The sequence below is a fragment of the Micromonospora sp. Llam0 genome (genome assembly GCF_003751085.1).
Taxonomy (GTDB): Bacteria; Actinomycetota; Actinomycetes; order Mycobacteriales; family Micromonosporaceae; genus Micromonospora_E.
Genome location: NZ_RJJY01000001.1, coordinates 2,708,400 through 2,728,721 on the forward strand (window position 1 = coordinate 2,708,400; position 20,322 = coordinate 2,728,721).

The 20,322-nt window shown below is 71.0% G+C and carries 14 protein-coding genes and 2 pseudogenes; 3 read left to right on the top strand and 13 right to left on the bottom strand.

The window, feature by feature from the left end:
- Positions 1-34: 34 nt before the first annotated feature.
- The 9 genes from EDC02_RS11950 to EDC02_RS11995 form a co-directional block, all read right to left on the bottom strand.
- The gene (locus EDC02_RS11950) at positions 35-1,285 is read right to left on the bottom strand and encodes a cytochrome P450 (protein WP_148083434.1); all 1,251 of its coding nucleotides are present in this window, start codon (positions 1,283-1,285) and stop codon (positions 35-37) included.
- A gap of 11 nt (positions 1,286-1,296) precedes the next feature.
- Positions 1,297-2,010 (bottom strand): O-methyltransferase, encoded by a 714-nt coding sequence (locus EDC02_RS11955; protein ID WP_158632164.1) that lies wholly within the window; start codon positions 2,008-2,010, stop codon positions 1,297-1,299.
- Positions 2,007-2,210: an MbtH family protein gene (locus EDC02_RS11960; protein ID WP_123602007.1), complete on the bottom strand. Its 204-nt coding sequence runs from the start codon at positions 2,208-2,210 to the stop codon at positions 2,007-2,009. The genes EDC02_RS11955 and EDC02_RS11960 overlap by 4 nt, the downstream gene beginning before the upstream one ends.
- Positions 2,211-2,223: 13 nt before the next feature.
- Positions 2,224-3,468 carry a cytochrome P450 gene (locus tag EDC02_RS11965; protein WP_123602008.1) on the bottom strand — a complete coding sequence of 415 codons (1,245 nt, stop codon included), beginning with the start codon at positions 3,466-3,468 and terminating at the stop codon, positions 2,224-2,226.
- Positions 3,465-7,397 (bottom strand): amino acid adenylation domain-containing protein, encoded by a 3,933-nt coding sequence (locus tag EDC02_RS40820; RefSeq protein WP_199757598.1) that lies wholly within the window; start codon positions 7,395-7,397, stop codon positions 3,465-3,467. Before EDC02_RS40820 ends, EDC02_RS11965 begins: the two co-directional genes overlap by 4 nt.
- Positions 7,398-7,462: 65 nt before the next feature.
- Positions 7,463-8,263, bottom strand: coding sequence for a putative protein N(5)-glutamine methyltransferase (locus EDC02_RS11980; protein WP_123602009.1), 801 nt, complete (start codon positions 8,261-8,263; stop codon positions 7,463-7,465).
- Positions 8,260-9,312 (bottom strand): LLM class flavin-dependent oxidoreductase, encoded by a 1,053-nt coding sequence (locus EDC02_RS11985; RefSeq protein ID WP_123602010.1) that lies wholly within the window; start codon positions 9,310-9,312, stop codon positions 8,260-8,262. Before EDC02_RS11985 ends, EDC02_RS11980 begins: the two co-directional genes overlap by 4 nt.
- Before the next feature lie 49 nt (positions 9,313-9,361).
- Complete coding sequence (locus tag EDC02_RS11990; protein ID WP_123602011.1) at positions 9,362-10,888, bottom strand: bifunctional 3-(3-hydroxy-phenyl)propionate/3-hydroxycinnamic acid hydroxylase; 1,527 nt, start codon at positions 10,886-10,888, stop codon at positions 9,362-9,364.
- Entirely contained in the window at positions 10,885-12,087 is a 1,203-nt protein-coding gene (locus tag EDC02_RS11995) for a cytochrome P450 (protein ID WP_123602012.1), read from the bottom strand. The genes EDC02_RS11990 and EDC02_RS11995 overlap by 4 nt, the downstream gene beginning before the upstream one ends.
- Positions 12,088-12,229: 142 nt before the next feature.
- Here EDC02_RS11995 and EDC02_RS12000 point away from each other — a divergent pair, with 142 nt between their 5' ends.
- Complete coding sequence (locus tag EDC02_RS12000; RefSeq protein WP_199757599.1) at positions 12,230-13,213, top strand: zinc-binding dehydrogenase; 984 nt, start codon at positions 12,230-12,232, stop codon at positions 13,211-13,213.
- Between the two features lie 73 nt (positions 13,214-13,286).
- Here EDC02_RS12000 and EDC02_RS12005 read toward each other — a convergent pair.
- Together EDC02_RS12005 and EDC02_RS12010 are read right to left on the bottom strand one after the other, a co-directional pair.
- Positions 13,287-14,994, bottom strand: a pseudogene (locus tag EDC02_RS12005) (IS1182 family transposase).
- Positions 14,995-15,454: 460 nt separating this feature from the next.
- A complete protein-coding gene (locus EDC02_RS12010; RefSeq protein WP_305036219.1) occupies positions 15,455-16,918 on the bottom strand; it encodes an NF041680 family putative transposase in 1,464 nt (487 codons plus the stop codon).
- 687 nt (positions 16,919-17,605) lie between these two features.
- On the opposite strand from EDC02_RS12010, the gene EDC02_RS12015 reads away from it, so the two are divergent.
- Complete coding sequence (locus EDC02_RS12015) at positions 17,606-18,760, top strand: GMC oxidoreductase (protein WP_199757600.1); 1,155 nt, start codon at positions 17,606-17,608, stop codon at positions 18,758-18,760.
- Positions 18,761-18,772: 12 nt separating this feature from the next.
- Positions 18,773-18,883 (top strand): annotated as a pseudogene (locus EDC02_RS41585) (sugar phosphate isomerase/epimerase); the annotation flags it as partial.
- A 175-nt stretch (positions 18,884-19,058) separates the two neighbouring features.
- Here the strand turns inward: EDC02_RS41585 and EDC02_RS40215 are convergent.
- Entirely contained in the window at positions 19,059-19,769 is a 711-nt protein-coding gene (locus tag EDC02_RS40215) for an IS3 family transposase (RefSeq protein ID WP_158632165.1), read from the bottom strand.
- 72 nt (positions 19,770-19,841) lie between these two features.
- Entirely contained in the window at positions 19,842-20,084 is a 243-nt protein-coding gene (locus tag EDC02_RS12035) for a transposase (protein WP_123602014.1), read from the bottom strand.
- Positions 20,085-20,322 lie beyond the last annotated feature (238 nt).

Below are 20,322 nucleotides of genomic sequence, written 5' to 3' on the forward strand. Positions count from 1 at the left end.
GACGCTAGATATCGCGCCGCGGCGGCGGCATCCCTCAGGCTGGTAGCGAGGTGGACACCGGCAGCGCCATCGGGCCGAAGAAGAGCAGGGACGGCCGCCACTCCGGGTCGCCGGCCAGTCGCAGGGCCGGAAGCCGGTGCAGGCCGGCGCAGAACTCCTCCACCACGAGCCGGGCCAGCGCCGCGCCCAGGCAGTGGTGGATGCCGGCCCCGAGCGCGAGCGTGGCCACCTCGGGGCGGTCCACGTCGAAGCCGTCGCCGTCGGCGTAGCGGGTGGCGTCCCGGTTCGCCGAGCCGAGCAGCATCACCACGACGGAACCCTCGGGCACCTCGACATCGTCGAACCGCACGGCCTGCGACGCGTACCGGCGGGCGATGTGGTACGTGCCACCGAACCGCAGTACCTCGGCCGCCGCCGCGGTGGCAGCGGCCGGATCGCGGGCCACCCGGGCCAGTTGCCGCGGGTTGGTGGCGAAGGCGTGCGCCGCGTTGCCGAGCGTGTCGCTGAGGGTGGTGATGCCGGATCCGAAGATGGGCAGCATGGTGAGCCCCAGCTCCCGGTCGGTGAGCCCGTCCGGATCGTCGGCGTGGTCCGTCGTACAGGCGCTGATCAGATCGCCCCGCGGGTCCTTGCGCCGGGCGGCGGCCAGCTCCGCGAAGTAGCCGACCAGCTCGGTGGACGCGACCTCGGCCCGGCGCATCGTCTCCGCGATCACCGCCGGGTCGCTGCCCGGTGGTGGCGGCGGCGGAATGGCCTCCCGGAGCAGGTCCCAGGTGCGGGCCTGGTCCTCGACCGGCACCCCGAGCAGGCGGCCGAGCACCCGCAGGGCCAGCGGCACCGCCACCAGCTCCTGGAAGTCGGCGGCCCGTCCCCCGCCACCGGCCTCGGCGAGCCGGTCCAGCACCCGCGCGACCTCCTCGCGGGCCGGTTCCCGCAGGGCCAGCAGCTGCCGCGCGCTGAACCCCCGCGCCAGCAGCCGCCGCAGCCGGGTGTGCGCCGGCGGGTTCTGGAAGAACAGCGACGACATGAACTGTTCCTGCGACGACGTCGGTGCCCGGTGCGGCTGCTTCGCCCGGATCCAGGCCAGATCGACCACCGGGAACGCACGCGCGTCGGTGAGCACCCGGACGCAGTCGGCGTGCCGCGAGAGCAGCGTCATGTCCAGCTTCTCGCTGCGATGCACCGGCGCGATGTCCCGCAGCCGCCGGTAGTACGCGAACGGGTCGCCGGCCGTCCCCGGGGCGAGGACGAAGCGTACGAGCTCCTCGGCCTCCAGCTCGTCCACCGGCGCCGTGGTTACGCGCGGCGGGCGACCCACAGCCCGTCCCTCACCGGCAGGATGACGCTGACGAAATCGGTGTCCTGGGAAAGCAGCTCGTTCATCGTCTGCACCCCGCGGGCCTCGATCGAGTCCGTGGCGGTCCCGTCGAGTACGTGGTTGCCGCAGAACGCGTTGTCGATCATCAGGACGCCCTGCGGGCCCAGGTGCGACTTCGAGAGCTTGAGCAGCGCGGCGGCCTTCGACGGGTCGTCGCCGAAGTAGCGGTGCTTCATGACGTCCTGGAAGATGACGTCGAACTCGCCGCGGCCCGGAACGATGTCGAAGGCGTCGCCGACCAGCACGTCCACCCGGTCGGCGTACCCGGCGCGCTCGATGAAGGCGGAGGCGCGTGCCGCGCGTACCGGGTCGATCTCGATGCTGGTGACCCGCCCGCCCGGCGCCAGCGCACGGGCCAGCCAGATCGCCGAATAGCCGATGGCCGTGCCGATGTCGAGGATCCGGCGGACCGACGGGCCCGGCAGCGACGCCAGCGTCTGGAGCGTCATGCCCTCGAGACGCCCGACGACCGGAATGTGCTCCTCGCGGGCGACGTCCTCCATCTCGCGCAGCACCTCGTCGATGACGGCCGGCAGGGCCGCCGCCCGGGCCAGCGAGGTGGCGTACAACTCACGCGGGTCGGTGCTGTCCTGGGGAACGATGGGGAGCGATCCCCTGAGCGAGCTGCTCATCGAGGTATACCTGATCCTTCCGGGCGCAGATCGGTCCATTGGTGTTCGACGTACGCGAGGCAGTCGGTCCGCGAGGACGGGCCGTTGACGACCGCCCAGCCGGGCGGCGGAACGGCGAACGCGGGCCACAACGAGTACTGCCCCATCTGGTTGGCGAGGGCGAGGAAGCTGGCGCCCTCGTCGTCGAACGCGTGCGGCATGTAATTCCTCCTACTAGGACAGTGGCGTGCTCTCGGGGTGCAGCCGCACCGGCAGCGAGCTCATCCCGTGCAGGATGCTGGAGTAGATCCAGCTCTCCGGGCCGGTCTGCACGGCGTGCGAGACCCGGCGGCGCAGCGTGTCGAGCATCGCCTCGATCTCGATGCGCGCCAGGTAGTGCCCGAGGCAGTAGTGGGTGCCGACGGCGAAGGTGAGGTGCTTGTTCGGCGAGCGGTCGAGCCGGAACCGGTCCGGGTCGCCGAAGACCTGCTCGTCGTAGTTGGCCGAGTCGATCCAGACGCTGACGACGTCGCCGGCCCGCATCATCTGACCGTTGACCTCGACGTCGGACGTGACCGTACGGCCGCCGTGCAGCGACGGCACGGTCCAGCGCAGCAGTTCCTCGCCGGCGACCGCGGGGTCGACGGCGCTTTCCTTGAGCGCCTGCCACTGGTCCGGGTGCTCCATCAGCGCGAGCAGGCCGCCGGTGATGGCGTGCCGCCCGGTCTCGTCGCCGCCGATCATCAGGCCGTAGCAGTTGGTCATCACCTCGGCGTCGCTGAGCGGCTCGCCGTCGATGTGGCAGTTCGCGAGCAGCGTCACCACGTCGTTCTCGTCGCTGCCGATACGCGACTTGGCCAGGTCGGAGAAGTACAGCAGGATCTCGCTCTTGGCCGCCCAGCTGTCCTCCGGCTTGGCGTCCGCCTCGTCGGAGCTCCAGGCCTGCGAGGTACGGTCCAGCAGGTACTGCCGGTCGGAGCGGGGCACGCCGAGCAGGTCGCAGATGGCGCCGAGCGGGACGTTGCCGGAGACGTCCCGGACGAAGTCGCAATCGTCCTTCTCGATGGCGGCGACGATCAGCTCCTCGACGGTCTGCCGCACCCGCGTACGGATGGAGTCCAGCATCCGCGGCGAGAACGCCCCCATCAGCAGATTGCGGATGCGGGTGTGGGTGATCCCGTCGGTCACCGCGAGCATCGTCCCGGCCGCGGGGTCACCCCCGGCCAGCAACGTGTTGAGGGCGTTGCCGCGCTCGACCGTGAAGTGCTCCTTGTCGCGGTAGACAGCGTTGGCGTCCTCCCACCGGGTGACCGCCCAGAAGCCGGGCTGGCTGCCGCGCTCGGGCTGGAAATAGAACCCGGGCTCGCCGCGCAGGTGCCGCCAGACCTCGCTGAGGTCCTTCTCGGCGTGCAGGCGCGGGTCGGCGAGGTCGATGTCGGCGAGGTCGTCCGGTGACACCACCGGATGCGTGGTCATCATGAGGGGTTCTCCTGGGCCGGCGGCGCGGACGGGCGGGCGACGGTGGTGGCGGCCGCGGCCAGGCCGGCGACCGTCGGGTCGGCGATGATTTCGCGGGGCGAGACGGCGTATCCCGCGTCGCGGGCGCGCTGGATGAGCGTGATGGCGAGCATGCTGTCGCCGCCGAGCTGGAAGAAGTTGCTGCCGGGCTCGGCGTCGGGCACGGTGAGCAGGTCCATGAAGATGGCCCGGAACGCACGTTCGGCGTCGGTGAGACCGGCATCCGGCGCGGCCGGTTCGGCGGTGGGCTCCGGCAGGGCGGCGCGGTCCAGCTTCCCGGCCGGCGTGACCGGGAACTCGCCGGTGAGCACGACCGCGGCCGGCACCATGAAGGCGGGCAGCTGGGCGGCGGCGTGCTCGCGCAGCTCGGCTCCGGTCGGTGCGGTGCACCCGGCCGGGATGACGTGGGCGACAATTTGGGCCCGGTCCGGCGTGATCGCGCGGACCGAGGCGACCGCCCGGCCGACCGCCGGATGGGTGGCCAGCACCGCCTCGATCTCACCCAGCTCGATCCGGTGGCCGTACAACTTGACCTGGTCGTCGCCGCGGCCGTGGAACATCAGCGTGCCGTCCGCCGTCCACGAGACGAGGTCTCCCGTGCGGTACATGCGGGAGCCGTCCGCGCCGAACGGGTCCGCCACGAAGCGGGTCGCGGTCAGGGCCGGGCGGCCGAGGTAGCCGAGGGCCACCCCGTCCCCGGCGACGTACAGCTCCCCGACGACGCCGGGCGGAACCGGCTGCAGGCCGGGTCCGAGGACGTACGCCGTGGTGCCCGCGATCGGCCGCCCGATCGGCGGCCGGTCCTCACCGGAGAGCGGATCGCTGCTGGTGGCGCACACGGTGACCTCGGTCGGGCCGTACGCGTTGACCAGGTGCCGCCCCGGTGCCCAGAGCGCCGCGAGCTCGGCCGGAAGGGCCTCCCCCGCCGTCATGATGCACCGGACACCGGGCACCTGCTCGGGGGTGATCGAACCGGCCGCCACCGGGGGCAGCAGCACCCGGTCCACATCGTGCGCGGTGATCATCGCCGCGAGGGACTCCCCGGCCAGGGTCTCCTCGCTGACGACCAGCGCGCAGCCGGCCTCGAACGCCCCGAGCAGCTCGGCGATGAATGCGTCGAAGCTGGGCGAGGCGAACTGCAGCAGTCGGCTCGCCGGCCGCAGGTCCATCCCGGCGACCATGGCCCGGCTCAGCGCGGTCAGGCCCGAGTGGGTGACGGCCACGCCCTTGGGCCGGCCGGTGGTGCCGGAGGTGTAGACGACGTACGCGATGTCGCCGAGCCCGGGCGTCACCGCCACCGCAGCCGGCACACCGTCCGGTTCGGATCCGAGGTCCGCGCCGAGCAGCAGCGCGGGTGTGTCCCCGGGCAGGGCGGCCGAGGCCGCGTCGGTGGTGCACACGAGCAGCGGACGGGAGTCGGCAAGCATGAAGGCGATCCGCTCCGCCGGGTACGAGGGATCGATGGTGACGAAGGCGGCCCCGGTCCGGGCCACCGCGAGCACCGCAGTGATCAGCTCCGCCGAGCGGGGCAGGGCCAGGGCGATCAGCGACCCGGGGGCGGCACCACGGGCGCGCAGGATTCCGGCCAGCCGGTTAGCGCGATCCGAGAGGGTGCCGTAGCTGATTGTCCCGGTCGCGGTGACCAGGGCGGTGGCCTCGGGCGTCTCGCGTATCGGACGGTCGAGCAACTCGGCCAGCACGTGGCGTTCGGGACCCGGATCGCCGCGGCCCCAGCCGTCGAGGATCTGCCGTCGCTGCGGTTCGGCCAGCATCGGCAGGCGGCCGACCGGTGCCCGCGGATCGGCTCCGGCCGCTTCGAGGACGGCGGCGAGCATACCGAGGGCGGTCCCGGCGTCGGCGCCCGGCTGGTGCCACGCCGCGAGCCGCAGGCCGTCGCCGGCGGGCCGGGCGTCCAGGGCCAGGGCGATCCCGGCGGCCGGCGGGGGCGGGGGCGCGCCGGTCTCCTCCGGCGGGACGGTCACCGCGGTGTCGAACAGCGGGTTCACAGTGGCGAGGTCCCGGATCCGCGGCACCGGCCGCACCGAACCGGCGAGCTCGGCGAAGGTGACCCCGCCGGCGACCTCCACCAGGATGCCGTCGCGCGGGTCGTAGCCGCCGAACGCGACGGTGTCCGCCCGGGTGAGCCAGGACAGCACCACGGCGTACGCGGCGTGCACGACGTCCCGGACCGCCAGTCCCGCGCCCTCGGCGTACGCGACGATCCGCTCCCCCACCACGCCGGGCAGCTCGACGAGGACGGGCGAGTCCTGGGCCGGCACGCCGAGCAGGCAAGGCTCCACGGTGGACAGCGCCGCCCGCAGTTGCTCGCGCTGCTCCTGCTCCGTCCGTAAGCGCAGGGTGATCGCCGTGACCACGCCCGTGCGCAGCAACGCCCGGTCGGGCTTGCCGGGCCCGGTCACCGGCAGGCTGTCGCGCATCTCGAACTCGGCGGGCACGTGGCTCGGCGACAGCACCAGGGCGACGTGTTCGGCCAGCTCGGCGACTTCGGCGTGCTCACCGGGGCGCAGCGCGACGACCGCGACCATGCGTTCCACCCGGTTGGCGTCCTCCACACCGAAGACGGCGGCCTGCGCCACCGCGGAGTGGTCCATCAGTGCCCGCTCGACGGCGTCCGGGTAGACCTTGATGCCGTTGACCTTCATGACGTCGGCGAGGCGCCCGTGCAGGTGCAGGTATCCGTCCTCGTCGAAGTGCCCGACATCGCCGGTACGCACGAACCCGTCGCGGATCGTGGCGGCGGTCAGCTCCGGCTCGTTCCAGTAGCGTTCCATACGCCAGCGGCCGGTCACGCACACCTCACCGGCCTGACCGGCGGGCAGCGGCTCACCGCTCACCGGGTCGCAGATGGCGACGGTCACCGGGCCCGGCGGGCGGCCGACGGTGCGGCGCAGCCCGGCGTCCAGGTGGTCGTGCGGCAGCAGGAGGCTGATGAGCCCGGTCTCGCTGGTGCCGTAGACCTGGAACAGGACCGGGCCGAAGATCTTGGCGGCCTCGGCGAGACGTTCCGGGGAGGCGGGGCTGCCGGTGTAGAACACCTCCCGCAAGGTCGACAGGTCGGTACGGTCGATGTCCGGGTGCCCCGCCAAAGCGTACACCTGCGGGGAACCCAGCACCAGCCGGCTGATCCGGTGCTCGCCGATGGCCCGCAGCACCGCCGCCGGCTCGAACCCGTGGTGCAGCACGACGAGCCCGCCGGTGACCACGGTGTCGTCGGCCGACGATCCGCCGGAGTGCGTCAGCGGCGCGGTGATCAGCAGGGTGACCTTCTGACCGTGCGCCGCCTGGGCCTGCGCCATCTCGTTCTTGACCCGGAAGCTCCAGCTCACACCCTTCGGCCGGCCGGTCGAGCCGCTGGTGAACGTGACCATGGCGACGTCGCCGTCGCGTACCGCGGCCGGGTCGAGGGCGGGGGCCGTGGTGAGGTCGATCAGGCCTTCGGCGGCGCCGAGCACCGCCACCAGGGGCGCCTTGGCGAGCGGCCCGCACAGCTGTCGGGCGCGCTCCACATTGGCCGGATCCACCACCAGCATGGCCGGCCGGGTCGAGGCGAGTATGTCGCGCTGCACGGCGAGCGGCAGCTCCTCGTCGGGGTTCACGGCGTTGACCCCGCGGATGTGGATGACCGTGGCGCCGAGCAGGTTGGCCGCCCAGCGCAGCAGCAGCGTCGCCGCGGTGTTGGGATCGGTCAGCACCGCGACAAGGCTGCCCGGCCCGATGCCACGCCCGTGCATCGCAGACGCCGCCGTTTCCACCGCGGCGGCGAGGTCTCCGGACCGCACGGGCTCACCACGCGAGATGAGCGCCGTGTTGCCGGGATCCTCGTTCAGCTTGCCGAGGATCTGGCGAACGTAGTGTTCGGGATGTGGCACGGTGCGCCTCCAATACCGATGCCTGACCGTCTAGCCAGGAACGTATCGGCGGGGAGCTTCGCGCCCTATCCCTCGGGTTGACAGTCGTTCGGGCGGCGGCCGATCGCGACCGTGCAGTACCACTCGTCGGACGTCGAGGTGTGCGCCACCAGCCCGTGGGCCGACATCGCCGCGGCCGTCAGTGCGGCCTGGCTCTCGCCGGTCTCGATGAGCAGGTGCCCGCCGGGTGCGAGCCATTGCCCGGCGTGCTCGGCGACGCGGCGGTGCACCTCGACGCCGTCGAAGCCGCCGTCCAGTGCCACCAGCGGCTCGTAGTCGCGGGCCTCCGGCGGCATCATCGCGATCTCGTCGGTGGGCACGTAGGGGGCGTTGACGATCAGGACGCCGACGGCGCCGCGCAGTTCGGCCGGGAGCGCGTCGAAGAGGTCGCCCTCGTAGACCCGGCCGCTGATCGGCTCGACGTTGCGGCGCGCGCACCGCACGGCGGTGGGCTCGATGTCGGCGGCGTACAGCCGGATGCCGGGAACCCGGGACGCGACGGCCGCGCCGATCGCACCCGTGCCGCAGCACAGGTCGACGACGACCGCGCCCTCGGCGGTGACGGCGACCGCCTCCTCGACCAGGTAGGCGGTGCGCCGGCGGGGGACGAACACACCGGGGTCGACGGCGATGCGCAGGCCGCAGAACTCGGCCCAGCCGAGGATGACCTCCAGCGGTTCGCCGTCCACCCGGCGCTGGGTCATCACGTCAAGGTCGTCGGGCGTACGCGCGGCGTCGACGAGCAGCCGCGCCTCATCCTCGGCGAACACGCAGCCGGCGGCGCGCAGCCGCAGGACGATGGCCTCGGTGGGGTCGGTGGTGGTCATCGCGGGGCTCCCGTCGTCGTGCCGGTCGTGGCCAGGGCGGCGCGGACGGCCGGCACGACGTCGCTTCCGAGCAGTTCGACCGTACGCGCGACGTCGGCGAAGGGCAGGCCACCCGAGTCGACCTGCAGCAGCACCCGGTCCTGGCCCAGCACCCGGTGTTGTTCCACGATCTTGGCGGCGACCTGTGCGGGGTCGCCGGCCAGCAGCGCCTCGGCGCCGGCGGCGTGCCGTTCGAAGCCTTCCCGGTCGAGCACGATCCGCCCGCGGGAGTGCAGGTCGAGGTATTCTGCGAGGTACGGATAGAAGCCCGCCGCCTGGGCGGACTCCGCAACGACGTACGCCTGGCCGGTAGTCGCCACCCGCAACGCGGCCGGATCGTGACCGTGCGAGGCCGCTGCCTCCCGGTACGCCGCGAGGTTCTCGGCCAGGCGGGCCGTGGATCCCGGGGTGACCGCCGCGGTCACCGGCAGCCCGAGCTTGCCGGCCCGGATCAGGCTGCCGCGGTTGCCGCCGACGCCGATCCCGACCGGCAGCGGCTGCTGCACCGCGCGCGGGCCGACCCAGGAGCCGAGCAGCGGCGGCCGGTGCTCGCCCCGCCAGGTGACCGAGGACTGCCGGGTGATCTGCAGGAGCAGGTCGAGGTGCTCGGTGAACACGGCGTCGTAGTCGTCCATGGAGTATCCGAACAGGTCGAACGGCTCCGGGAACGCACCCCGCCCGACGGTGATCTCGGCGCGCCCGCCGGACACCGCGTCGAGCGTGGCGAAGTCTTCGTAGACCCGCACCGGGTCGAGCACGCCGATCAGCGTGGTGGCGCTGGTGAGGCGGATGCGCTCGGTGGCCTGCGCGACGGCGGCCAACACCACGGCCGGCGACGGCACCGCGTAGTTGGGATGGTGGTGCTCCCCGACCGCGAACACGTCGAGACCGGCCTGCTCGGCGAGCTGCCCGAGACGGACGATCCGGCGGATCCGCTCGTCGGGTGCCACCGCGTGGTCCGAACGCGGGTCGGAAGTGAGGTCTGCGAGGCTGATCAGCCCGATTTCCATGAACCTGCCTCAACGGGACGGCTGCGACGATCCACCGTACCGTGGGACATCACGCCGCGTTCAGCTGCCTCCTCAGGTCGTCCAGCAGGGCGTGGACCAGCGCGAGGTCCGCCACCGCGCCGAAGACGTGGTAGTCGGGGCGCACCAGGACGGCGGCGGCGCCGAGTCCGGCCAGGTAGGACGTGTAGACACCGTCCACGTCGCCGACCGCGCCGGGTCCCAGCCGCGCGACGATCGGATCGACGCCGGGTATCGCCGGCCCGGTGTCGACCTCACCGGTGGTGAGCAGCACGAACCCGCGCCCCACCCGGTCGTCGAACAGGCCGGTCTGCCCGCCGACGCGTACCCGGCCCTGCGGGACCACGTCACCGCGGGCCGCCGCCAGACCCTCCGGCAGGCGGCTGAGCAGGCCCTCGGCCAGCGGCTTGGCGGGTTCCGGCCGATTCGGCCCACGCCGTGGGTTGGCGAGGATCGCGGCGTCGCGGTCGGCGGCGGCGTCCGGATCCGACACGCAGATGACCCGCCCCAGCTTCACCGACTCCCGGATGGACTGGCGGGCCTGGGCGCGTCGCTCGATCGTGTACGTGTCGAGCAGTTCCGCGGGTGCGCCACGCAGCACGAGGTCGAGCTTCCAGCCGAGGTTGGCGGCGTCCCGCAGGCCCGAGCACATGCCCTGGCCCGCGAACGGCGGCATCAGGTGCGCCGCGTCGCCGGCCAGCAGAACCCGCCCATCCCGCCACTGGTCGGCCCACATCGCCCGGAACGTGTAGGTGGAGCTGCGCAGCAGGCGCGCGTTGTCCGGCCGTACGCCGCGCGGCTCGAGCAACCGCCACGCCGCGTCGCTCGTGCGCAGCTCGTCGAGGTCCTCACCGGGCAGCCGCATGAACTCCCAGCGCCGGCGCCCGGGCCCGCTGCCGACCACCGTGGTCGGCCGGGCCGGATCGCACCACTGCTGGTTCGTCGGCAGGAACGTACGCTCGACAGCCAGCTCCACGTCGCACAGCAACCAGTCGTACGAGAAACCGAGATCCGTGACGCCGACGCCGAGCCGATCGCGGACGTAGCTGTTCGCCCCGTCGCAGCCGATCACCCACCGCGCGGCGACGGTGTGCGCCTCACCGTCCACGCTCTTGGTGCCGACCATCACCCGGTCGCCGGCCTCCCGCAGGTCGACGACCTCGTGCCCGCGCCAGATCCGGACATCCGGAAAGGTGGCCAGCCGGCGAGTGAGAAGGGCCTCCAGCGCGGGCTGGTGCATCGTGCTCGCGTCCGGCCAGCCGTACCGGCCGGTGGTGGCGAACACGATGTCCAGCAGCACCCGGCCCCGCGCGTCCAGCCACTGGTAGCCGGTGGCGGGCTGGGAGAGGCCCGGCAGGTCCGCGCCGACGCCCGCACCGGCGAGCAGCCGTGCCGTCTCGCCGTCGAAGCTGGTGGCGCGCGGGAGCGGGTACGCCTCCGGCCGGCGCTCGACGACACCGACCCGCCAGCCGCGCTGGGCCAGCAGGATGGCCAGGGTGGCGCCGATCGGGCCGAGGCCCACGACGGCGACGTCGACGTCGCCCTGCGGGCCGCTCACCAGCGTACGAGCAGCTCGTGGAGGCTGAAGACCGGCGTCCGCGCGCGCAACCGCACGTCGCCGGCCGGGACCTCCGGCACCAGCCCCGGCAGCCCGGTGACCAGGGTGCGCAGCGCGATCGTCAGCAGCGTACGGGCGAGGCGCTGACCGAGGCAGATGTGCACGCCGTACCCGAAGGCGAGGTGCCCGGACGGGTCCCGGCTCAGGTCGAGCAGGTCGGCGTGCGCGAAGCGGCTCCCGTCGCGGTTGGCGGCCGGCAGGGAGATGGTGACCGTGTCCCCCTCGCTGACCAGGCGGCCGCCGACCTCGACGTCGGTGAGCGCAGTCCGGAAGATTTGGTACTGGTTGACCGTGGTGTAGCGCAGCAGCTCCTCGACGGCGTTCTCCACGCCGGCCCCGCTCGCGCAGGCGTCCCGGAACGCCGCCAACTGCTCCCGGTGGTGCAACAGCGCCATGCTGGTGGCCGCCAGCGCGCCCTCGCAGGTGGTGAGCCCGGCCACGAACACGATCAGGAGCATGTTGGTGATCTCGCGGTCGGTCAGATCCGGTACGCCGGTCAGCCGGCCGATCATCGAGTCGCCCGGGTCGGCGCGCTCCTTCTCGACGCAGTCGCGCAGGTAGAGGAACGCCTCCTTAGACGCCGCGAACTCGTCCTCGACCGGCACGTCGTCGTCGTTCGAGGTCTCGGACAGCCGTGCCAGGATCGCCCCGCCCTCGGCCGAAATGCCGAGCAGATCGTTCAGGACCCGGCGGCACAGCGGTTGCACGTACGCGGTCACGAGGTCGGCCGGCGACCCCAGCCCGCGCAGCTCGGTCAGCTGCTCCGCGGCCGCCACCTCGATCCGCTCGCCGAGCGCCGCCACCCGGTGCGTGGTGAACTCCCCGGTCAGCGTGGCCCGGTAACGCGTGTGCTCGGGCGGATCCATGTGGATGAACATGCCGGGGATGATCGGCATGGTCGGGAAGGGCTGCCCCTTCTTGGTGACCGGGAAATGGGCCGAGTGGAAGTTGTGGCTGAACGCCGGGCTGCTCAGCACCTCCTTGGCCACCTCGATCCCGGTCGCCAGCCATCCGACGTGCCCGTCTGGATAGACCATTCTAGACAGTGGCTGCTCGGCGCTCAGCTCGCGCAGCACCGCCGGCGGGTCGAACGCGTCCGCGCGGTCCCAATGTTCCAGGTACGTGATCGGCTCGGACATGTCGAAACCTTTCCTCGATCCCCACGGGCGTCACCCGGACGTTTCGAGGCTAGGAAAGTTCCTGCCGCCCACCATCCCCAGCTCTGGTAACTCCACCGCGCACCCGTTGTTCACCCGTCGCCGCCGCCGTTAGCTTGACCCCATGCTCAGCGACAGCATGCGTGCCGTGTACGCCTCGGCGCCGACCCCCGATGACCCGCTTTCCGCCCTCGTCGTCGGGGAGCGCCCGGCCCCCGTGGTCCCCGACGGGTGGATCCGCGTCGACGTACGAGCCGTGTCGCTCAACCACAAGGACCTGTGGACGCTGCGCGGCGTGGGCCTAGACCACGATCAGTACCCCCGGATCCTGGGCTGCGAGGCCGCCGGGCTGGACCCCGACGGCCGCCGAGTGCTGCTGTACCCCCTGCTGAACACCCCGCCGGGCGCCAGCGACGAGACGCTGCACCTGCCGGCCGCGCAGCTGTCCGGCGCCCGCCCCGGCACCCTCGCCGAGCAGTTCACCGCGCCGGGCTCGAGCCTGCTGCCGATACCCGACCACCTGACCTGGGAGGAGGCCTCCTGCCTGATCTGCACCTGGCTGCCGGCGTACCGGATGCTGTTCACGAAGGCACAGCTGCGACCCGGCGACACGGTCCTGGTCCAGGGCGCGGCGGGCGGTCTCTCGACCGCGCTGATCGCCATCGGCGCCGCGTCCGGCCTGCGGGTCTGGGTCACCGGCCGTACGCCCGAGAAGCGAGCCCTGGCCCGCCGGCTGGGCGCCGCCAACACGTTCGAGCACGGCACCGAACTGCCGGCCCCGGTCGACGCGGTGATCGACGGCGTCGGCAAGGCCACCTGGCACCATTCCCTGCGAAGCGTCCGCCACGGCGGCACGGTCGTGGTGGCCGGCGCCACGACGGGCGACGTGCCCCCGGCCCGCCTGCACCGGGTCTACTTCCACCAGATCAACATCGTGGGCTCCCTGAGCGGCACACGAGAGGAGTACCAGCGCCTCTTCACCCTGATGAACACCACCGGCCTGCGCCCCCTAGTCGACGACGCACTCCCGTTGTCCGAGGCCCGAGCCGCCTTCAAACGCCTCTCCGACGGCGACGTCCGCGGCAACCTGGTGATCACCCTGCCCTGAAAGGACGTCTCATCCTGATTCACGTTTCCCGTTTTGAAGCTCTTGACGACCCTGATGGCTTATTCGGTGTAGGTCAGGCGGCGAGGGTGAAGTCGAGGCGTTGGAGGTGTGTTGTCCGGGTGCGGTCGAGGGGGTGTCCGGTCCAGTAGCTGTCGAGGCGGATGATGTTGATCGCGGTGGCCGTGAGGGTGTGTTCGAGTCTGGTCTTGGGCAGGCCTCGGTAACGGGCGGTACGGATCCCGGTGACATGGGTGCTTTGGCGCATGGTGCCCTCGACTCCGGCGCGGACGGCGTAGCGGGCCTTCCACTCGGAGGTGTTCTGCTGGATGCGGGCAGCGGTGAGGGCTTCGTGTAGGTCACGGGGGTGGATGGTGATCTGGCGGCGGGTGCCTCGGGTGCATTCCTGGCGGGTGGGGCAGGGCTGGCAGACGCTCTTCGGCCAGGACACCACGATGGTGTCGGTGTCGCGTTGTCGGCAGGGTGACCAGCTTGTGCTGGTGTTGCCCTGGGGACAGACGCCGTGGCGGGTGTCGAAGTCGAAGGTGAACGCCGCTTTGTCGTAGCCTCGCCCGGCGCGGGCCTGCGCGGACGGGTCGATCAGCATCGGGGAGGTCAGGGTGATCCCGTGCCGGCGGGCGGCGGGCGGCGGTGATCTCGGCGGACGGGTATCCGGAGTCGACGAGGTGCTCGGCGGGAGTCAGTGCCTTGTCGGCCAGTCGCTGGTGGATGATGGCGGTCATGGCCGAGTCCGGGACGGTCGCGGTGGTGGTGGCCACGTTCGTGATCAGGTTCGGGTGTTCTCCGCGTCCGGTTTCCCGGCCGGTGGTGCCGGTCGGTGGGTCGCAGGTCTCGGTGAAGTGGACCTTGTAGCCGCCCCAGCCGGTGTCGCGTTTGACGCTGTATCGGGCGTCCGGGTCGTATGGGGAGATGAGGCGGTCTCTGCCGGGCGGGACACCGTCCCCGTCCGGGGCGTGTTCCCGCCGTCGCGCCTCCTGCCCGGCGCCGTCGGTGTCGCGGTAGAACTGCTGGATCCAGATCAGGCGTAACGTCTGTGTCGCTGGGATCTGTGCCAGCCATTCCGGTGCGTCCGGGTGGTGCGCCGCGTCGAGCAGGTGGTAGCCGTCGATGCCGTAGCGGACCGTCAACTCGTCACGTCTGGTCTGGCTCTCGGGCAGGCGTAGGTTGTCGACGCGGGTGCCGTAGACGCCGGTCCAGGAATCGTCGATGACCGAGGTGAGCCAGTGCGGTGCCGCCGCGGCGAGGGCTTCCAACGCCGCCCGTAGTGTCTCTCCGGCCAGTTCGAGGCGGTTGAGGTCGCGGATCGCGCCGAGTACGTGGGTGGAATCGGTGCGTTGGCGGCCCCGGGCCTTGACCAGTCCGAGCCCGGCCAGGCGTCGCAGCAGGGCGTCCAGGGCCAGGCTGGTCAGGTCACCGGCGACCAGCCGGTCCCGGAACTCCGACAGGACGGTGGGGTCGAAACCCGGATCGTCGAGTTCCAGACCGAGGGCGTATTTCCAGGTGATTCGGTCCCGGACCGCGTCGGCGGCCTGACGGTCGGTCAGGTTCTCCGAGAACTGCAACACGCTGGCGGTCATCAACTGTGCCGGGGAGATCCCCGGCCGTCCCCGGAGCCCGAACGCCGCCGAGAACCGGGCGTCCTCGTACACCTGGCCGAGTTCGTCACGGATCCGCGTCGCCAGGTTCCCTTTCCGGAACGCCGCCCGCGCCATCCGCGCGGTCTGCTCCGGAACGTCTGGCCACGGCCTCGGTTGCATCGACATGACCACAACAACCCTACTGACCCACCGAAGGAGACGGGTACACGGCCGAATAAGCCATCAGGGTCCTTGACCCCATATGGACAGGCCAGCCGGGCAACACATGAGGGTGTCGGCCCCTATGGTTGTGCCGGCTGTCAGCGACTTGCGGACAAACCTAACCAGACACTCGTAGCGTAGTAAAACCGCTCAAGCTATACTTTCACGAATGCCCTCGATCAGGGCGAAGTCCCCATGAAACCGGCGATTATATCGACAGCCTTCACTTGTCGGGCCGGGCTTATCGGGCGCAACGTGAACAAGACGTCCAGTGAGAGGGCGGTCCGCAGTAGCTTGATATGATCTATGCGTTGCGCCCGGTTGGAGACCTTACGGCGGGTTCGCCGTGGATAGCGGCTGGTAGATCTGTGGAATGTGAGTCCTGGTCGTGACCGTTCCGGCTGCTGCGGCGTTAGCTTGATCTTTAACCTGTGCGGCGTGGTCTGGGATTGGCCGATTTTTTCTTTCTGGAGGTCGTCTTCCCGGTTTGGCTGCTGGTGACGGTGTGGACGTCGTAGCGGCGGGTGGGGTGACGGTTGGGTGTGCCGGGTGGTCGTCCGGGGCCTGGCCGGGTGGGTTTCGGCGCGCTGGCGGGGCAGGTGCTTGTCGGACGTAGGTGCCGAAATCCGCGGCGGACCCGGGATGGGGTGAGCCGTTCGGGTGGCGCTGGTCGTTCCCATGGGTGACGCAGGTCGGCGGCCAGTGGCCGGGCCAGCCTCAGCTGCGTGTAGGCGGCGATGATCAGCCAGGTCCACCGGTCGGCGGCGTGCGGGTCGCGCAGTTTCGGCACTGTCCAGCCGAGGGTCTGCTTGAACAGCCGGAACGTGTGCTCGATGTCGAAGCGGCGTAGGAACGCCTGCCACAACAGGTCGATCATCGCCGGATCCGGGCTGGGATCGTGGCCCGGCTCGTGGTCGATACCGGTGGACCACCACAACCATACCGGTTTCGCGGTCGCGCCCGACGGCAGCCGCCCGACGTCGAGACGGATCACGGTGCCTTCCAGGATCGGCAGTGCAGGGCAGTCGGTCCAGGCCGCGCGGCGGGTCAGTCTCGGATGCAAGCGGTGCCAGGCTCGGGCGGTGACGGTGCCGTAGAGGCGGGTATCGGTCACCGTGGTCACATCCGGGGCACCCCAACTGCGGGGGTCGCCGAAGATGAACTCGGCGCCGTGGCGGGGCAGCCGGCCCCGCCGGCCGGGCAGCGGTGGTGGCGCGGGTCGGCGCAGGACCCTGTCCGAGCGCAGCCTGGCCAGGACGCGCACCGGCAGGTCCCGCAGCAGCCAGGCCAGGCGGGCCGCGTCGTAGCCTGCGTCCATCACCACCCAGACCTGCGGATCGCCGGGCCGCCAATGGCCGGCGGCGATCAACCGGCCGACCACGTCCCGCAACTGGGCGGCGGTCACCGCCGCCAGATCCGCACCCGGAGCCAAGCGGACCGCGTCCAGCGGTGCGGTCCACGAGGTGCGGCCGGTCTCCAACGCCACAACGAACGCATACGGCCAGCCCGGAACTCCGATGTGCTGGTCCCTGCCACGGCCGTAGGTGTGACACAGGATCCGCTCCGGCGACGTGTGCGCCTCCGGCCGCAGCCAGCACGTCACATCCACGGCCAGGACGAGCCGCCCGTCAGCCGCCCGCGGCGGCGGCACCGCCGCCACCGCCGTACGCAGCCGTTGCACGTCAACCCGCCCGGCGGCCAAGGCGTCGTACAACGCGCCGTGCCCACGGCGGTACTCCGCTACCAGCGACAACCCGGGCAACGACCGCACCGGCCCATCCGCGCACAACACCGCGTCGGTCAACTCGAACAACGCATCCGACCGCCGTGACAGGGCCTGGTGGAAGTCCCGCCGAAACCCGGCCAACACCTCCGCCGGATCCCTCACCGGCCCGGTCGAGACAGAGCCGGGTAACACCAGCCCACTCAGATGGTCCAAAATCGTGGCCACGGCCACCGCCTTGATCTCGCGTCCTTGCCAGGGAACCCGAAGATCATCAACGGTGGCCGTTCCCACGTCAGCCCGACACGCCGGAATCCTCACAGGAGCAACCGGCGCCCGCCACCGACGGGTTAAAAATCAAGCTAAGCGCGGCCGAGGCCCAGAGCACATAGGCGAAGCTGATGGCACCTATCAGCACTTGCAGGCCCGTTGTCGATTGACTTCCTCCACTCACCGGAAGAAGCTGAGGTCACCGAAACGCGGATCCAACCGACGCAAAGGTGGCAGGGGTAGATGAGTGAGCCATACGACGTCGTCATTGTCGGGTCCGGTCCGGTGGGCACAGCAGTCGCTCGCGAGTTGGCGGATGACGACCCAGCGCTGCGGCTGATCGTCCTTGAGGCCGGACCCGCCTTGGACGACCCGGCCGGCGGACACGTCAGAAACATCGCCGACCCCGATCGGCGCAACCGCAGGCTGGCCGAACTCCCCCATGGCGCGGACCCGGTACCTGGCGGAACCGCAGCCCGCCCCGGTACCGCTCTCGTCGGAGCGCCGGCGATGCCGAACGCAGCCATCTCCACGAACGTCGGCGGCATGGGCGCACACTGGACAGCAGCGTGCCCACGGCCAGTGGACGACGAGATTCCCGACGCCCTCGACGCTGACGTGCTCGACAAGGCGCTCGGACGGGCCGAGGAACTCCTCGCCGTCACCACTCACGCCTTCGACCGTGCCCCTCTGATCGGAGCGATCCAGGAGCTGCTCGGCGCGTTGTTCGACCGGCCGGACCGCCGCCCGGTGGGACCCATGCCCGTTGCGGTCACGGTCGAGGACGACGGCGACTTGCACTGGACGGGCCCCGCGATCATCGCCGGCGATTTGTGGCAGCGGCCGAACGCCGCCTTGCGCACCGGGGCCCTGGCCACGCGGATCCGGCTAGATGGCAACCGCGCGACCGGGGTGGACCTCGTCAATCTCGCCACCGGCGAGCGGGAGTTCCTCGGCGCCCGCGCCGTCGTGATCGCCGCCGACGCCTTCCGGACGCCCAGGCTGCTGTGGGTCTCCGGTGTCCGCCCCGCAGCGCTCGGCCGCTACCTCACCGAGCATCCCCAGATCATGGCCGCCGCCCTCCTGGACGAAAAGTACATCCCCGACGACGCGCCGCTCGACATCCACCTACCGGTCTCGGCAACCGTGACCCCGGGCGGTGGTGCCATCGTGCCCATCTCCGGCGTTTCCTGGGTGCCCTACGCCACCGACCGGCCCTTCCACGGCCAGATCATGCAGATGGATGCCTCGCCGGTACCGCTGAACCCAGGCGTTACCGTCCGGCCAGGTCAAGTCATCGGCCTCGGCTGGTTCTGCCGCAAGGAACTCTCACCCGACAACCGGGTCTGGTTCGACGAGGACACCCTCGACGAGCACCACCTGCCGGCAATCCGCATCGACTACCGGCTAAACGCGGCCGACCGGGCCGCGATCGCGAACGCGACCGAGGAGGTCCGCGCCGCGGCACAGTCGCTCGGACGACCGCTCGGCGAACCGTTCCTCATGCCGGCCGGCAGCTCGCTGCACTATCTCGGGACGACTCGTATGGGCCGCGTCAACGACGGCACCAGCGTCTGCGACCCGACCGGCCGAGTCTGGGACACCGACAACCTCTACGTCGGTGGCAACAACGTGATCCCCACCGCGACCGCCTGCAATCCCACCCTGACCGCCGTGGCGGTGGGCGTCATCACCGCCCGCGCGATACGCGAGCAGCTCCAAACCGATACCCATTGAGGAAGGAACAACGTGCCTCGCCCGATCACCTTGTTCACCAGCCAGTGGGCTGATCTACCGTTCGAGGAGGTATGCCAGCTGGCATTCGCCTGGGGCTACGACGGCGTGGAAGTCGCCTGCTACACTTTCGCCGCCACCACCACGCTCGACAAGATCGCGCCGCGTCGCCGAGAGGCCGACCAGCACCGCACCGACCGCTTCGATCGGATGTGCCTGCTGGTAACCCACGGCTTCGCCGATGTGTCGGAAAATCTGGCACGCGGCAGCGACAACCGGCCGGCCAACCTGACCGCGGCACTCACCTGGTCGCGTCAACTGCCCGCAGGCAAACCCACCACCGCGCCCGGCTCGACACCCTGGAGATTGCTCGGGAACGGGCACAGAAGCAGCTCGAGAGCACGATGCGGTCCGTCAACCAGGCACTCGCAGAGTTCGACCGGCAGCTCGACAGCACCACCCTCGAGGGCACCGAATGGCGGCGCGTCACGCTCGCCGCTCCCAACGCCGCCGTCGGCGAGGATCTGCGGCAAGCCGCCGAGACACTCCGCACCCAGCCGAAGGCCTCGAACAAGATCTGCGCCAGGATGTCAAAGCGACTCTCAAGACGTCGATGTTCACCCAGCTGCGGCGGGACATCCAGACCCGCCGTTAGTTGTACACACCCGGTCTCGGCAGCGGGCCGGGTCGTGCGCGGCGACCTGTCGCGCAGCAGCCCGCGTAGTCCGGACTCGCGCATCAGCCGCTCGACCGTGCACCGGGCCACCTCGACGCCCCGCCGGTGCAGCTCGTGCCAGATCTTGCGGGCCCCGTAGACGCCGTAGTTCTCCTTGTGGACCTGCTCGATCATCGCGGTCAGCTCCTCATCGCGCCTCGACCGGGCGCTGGCGGGCCGGGCCTTGGCGGCGTAATAGGTCGACGGTGCGATCCCGGCGGGCGTGTCTTCAAGCGCCCGCAGGACCGACTGGACACCGTGTTCGGCCTTCTGCGAGTCGACGAACGCGACCCTCATCTCGACGGCCGGTCCAGTTCGGCCGCGAAGAAACTCGCCGCGGACTTCAGGATCTGGTTCGCCCGCCGCAGCTCACGGACCTCCCGTTCCAACGCGGCGAGGCGTTCCGCGTCGCCGCTGGTGGTGCCCGGCCGGTCGCCGGGCGTCGGTCTCGGCCTTCTTCACCCACCCACGCAACGCCTCGGGGTGCACCCCGAGTTGGTCGGCGATCCGCCGGATCGCGCCGACCGCACTGGCCGGATCCCGGCGGGCCTCGACCACCAACCGGGTCGCACGCTCACGCAGCTCGTCGGAGTACTTCTTCGGTGCGGGCATCGCTGGTGTTCCTCCCAGGTTTCGATGTCTCCATCAAACCCGGTGCGGGACAGTCTTACGGCACGACGTCCGTGAACGCCTCCCAGACGGCCACCGCTTCCCCGGCATGCTCTGGTCCCCCTTCAGGTTTCCCCTCCAGGTAAGCCGGGCGACCCAAGAACCTCCCTTCGAGTCCATCCCCGCTGCGCGGGGGATACAACGAAGCGCCTCACGGCGCACACGGAACGTGACAGTCTCC

Excerpts from the sequence above, each read along its gene's own strand:
- EDC02_RS12035 (WP_123602014.1), bottom strand. The coding sequence starts at position 20,084 with ATGCCCGCACCGAAGAAGTACTCCGACGAGCTGCGTGAGCGTGCGACC.
- EDC02_RS11980 (WP_123602009.1), bottom strand. The coding sequence starts at position 8,263 with ATGACCACCACCGACCCCACCGAGGCCATCGTCCTGCGGCTGCGCGCC.
- EDC02_RS11985 (WP_123602010.1), bottom strand. The coding sequence starts at position 9,312 with ATGGAAATCGGGCTGATCAGCCTCGCAGACCTCACTTCCGACCCGCGT.
- EDC02_RS11965 (WP_123602008.1), bottom strand. The coding sequence starts at position 3,468 with ATGATGACCACGCATCCGGTGGTGTCACCGGACGACCTCGCCGACATC.
- EDC02_RS12000 (WP_199757599.1), top strand. The coding sequence starts at position 12,230 with ATGCTCAGCGACAGCATGCGTGCCGTGTACGCCTCGGCGCCGACCCCC.
- EDC02_RS11960 (WP_123602007.1), bottom strand. The coding sequence starts at position 2,210 with ATGCCGCACGCGTTCGACGACGAGGGCGCCAGCTTCCTCGCCCTCGCC.
- EDC02_RS11955 (WP_158632164.1), bottom strand. The coding sequence starts at position 2,010 with ATGAGCAGCTCGCTCAGGGGATCGCTCCCCATCGTTCCCCAGGACAGC.
- EDC02_RS40215 (WP_158632165.1), bottom strand. The coding sequence starts at position 19,769 with ATGAGGGTCGCGTTCGTCGACTCGCAGAAGGCCGAACACGGTGTCCAG.
- EDC02_RS11995 (WP_123602012.1), bottom strand. The coding sequence starts at position 12,087 with ATGTCCGAGCCGATCACGTACCTGGAACATTGGGACCGCGCGGACGCG.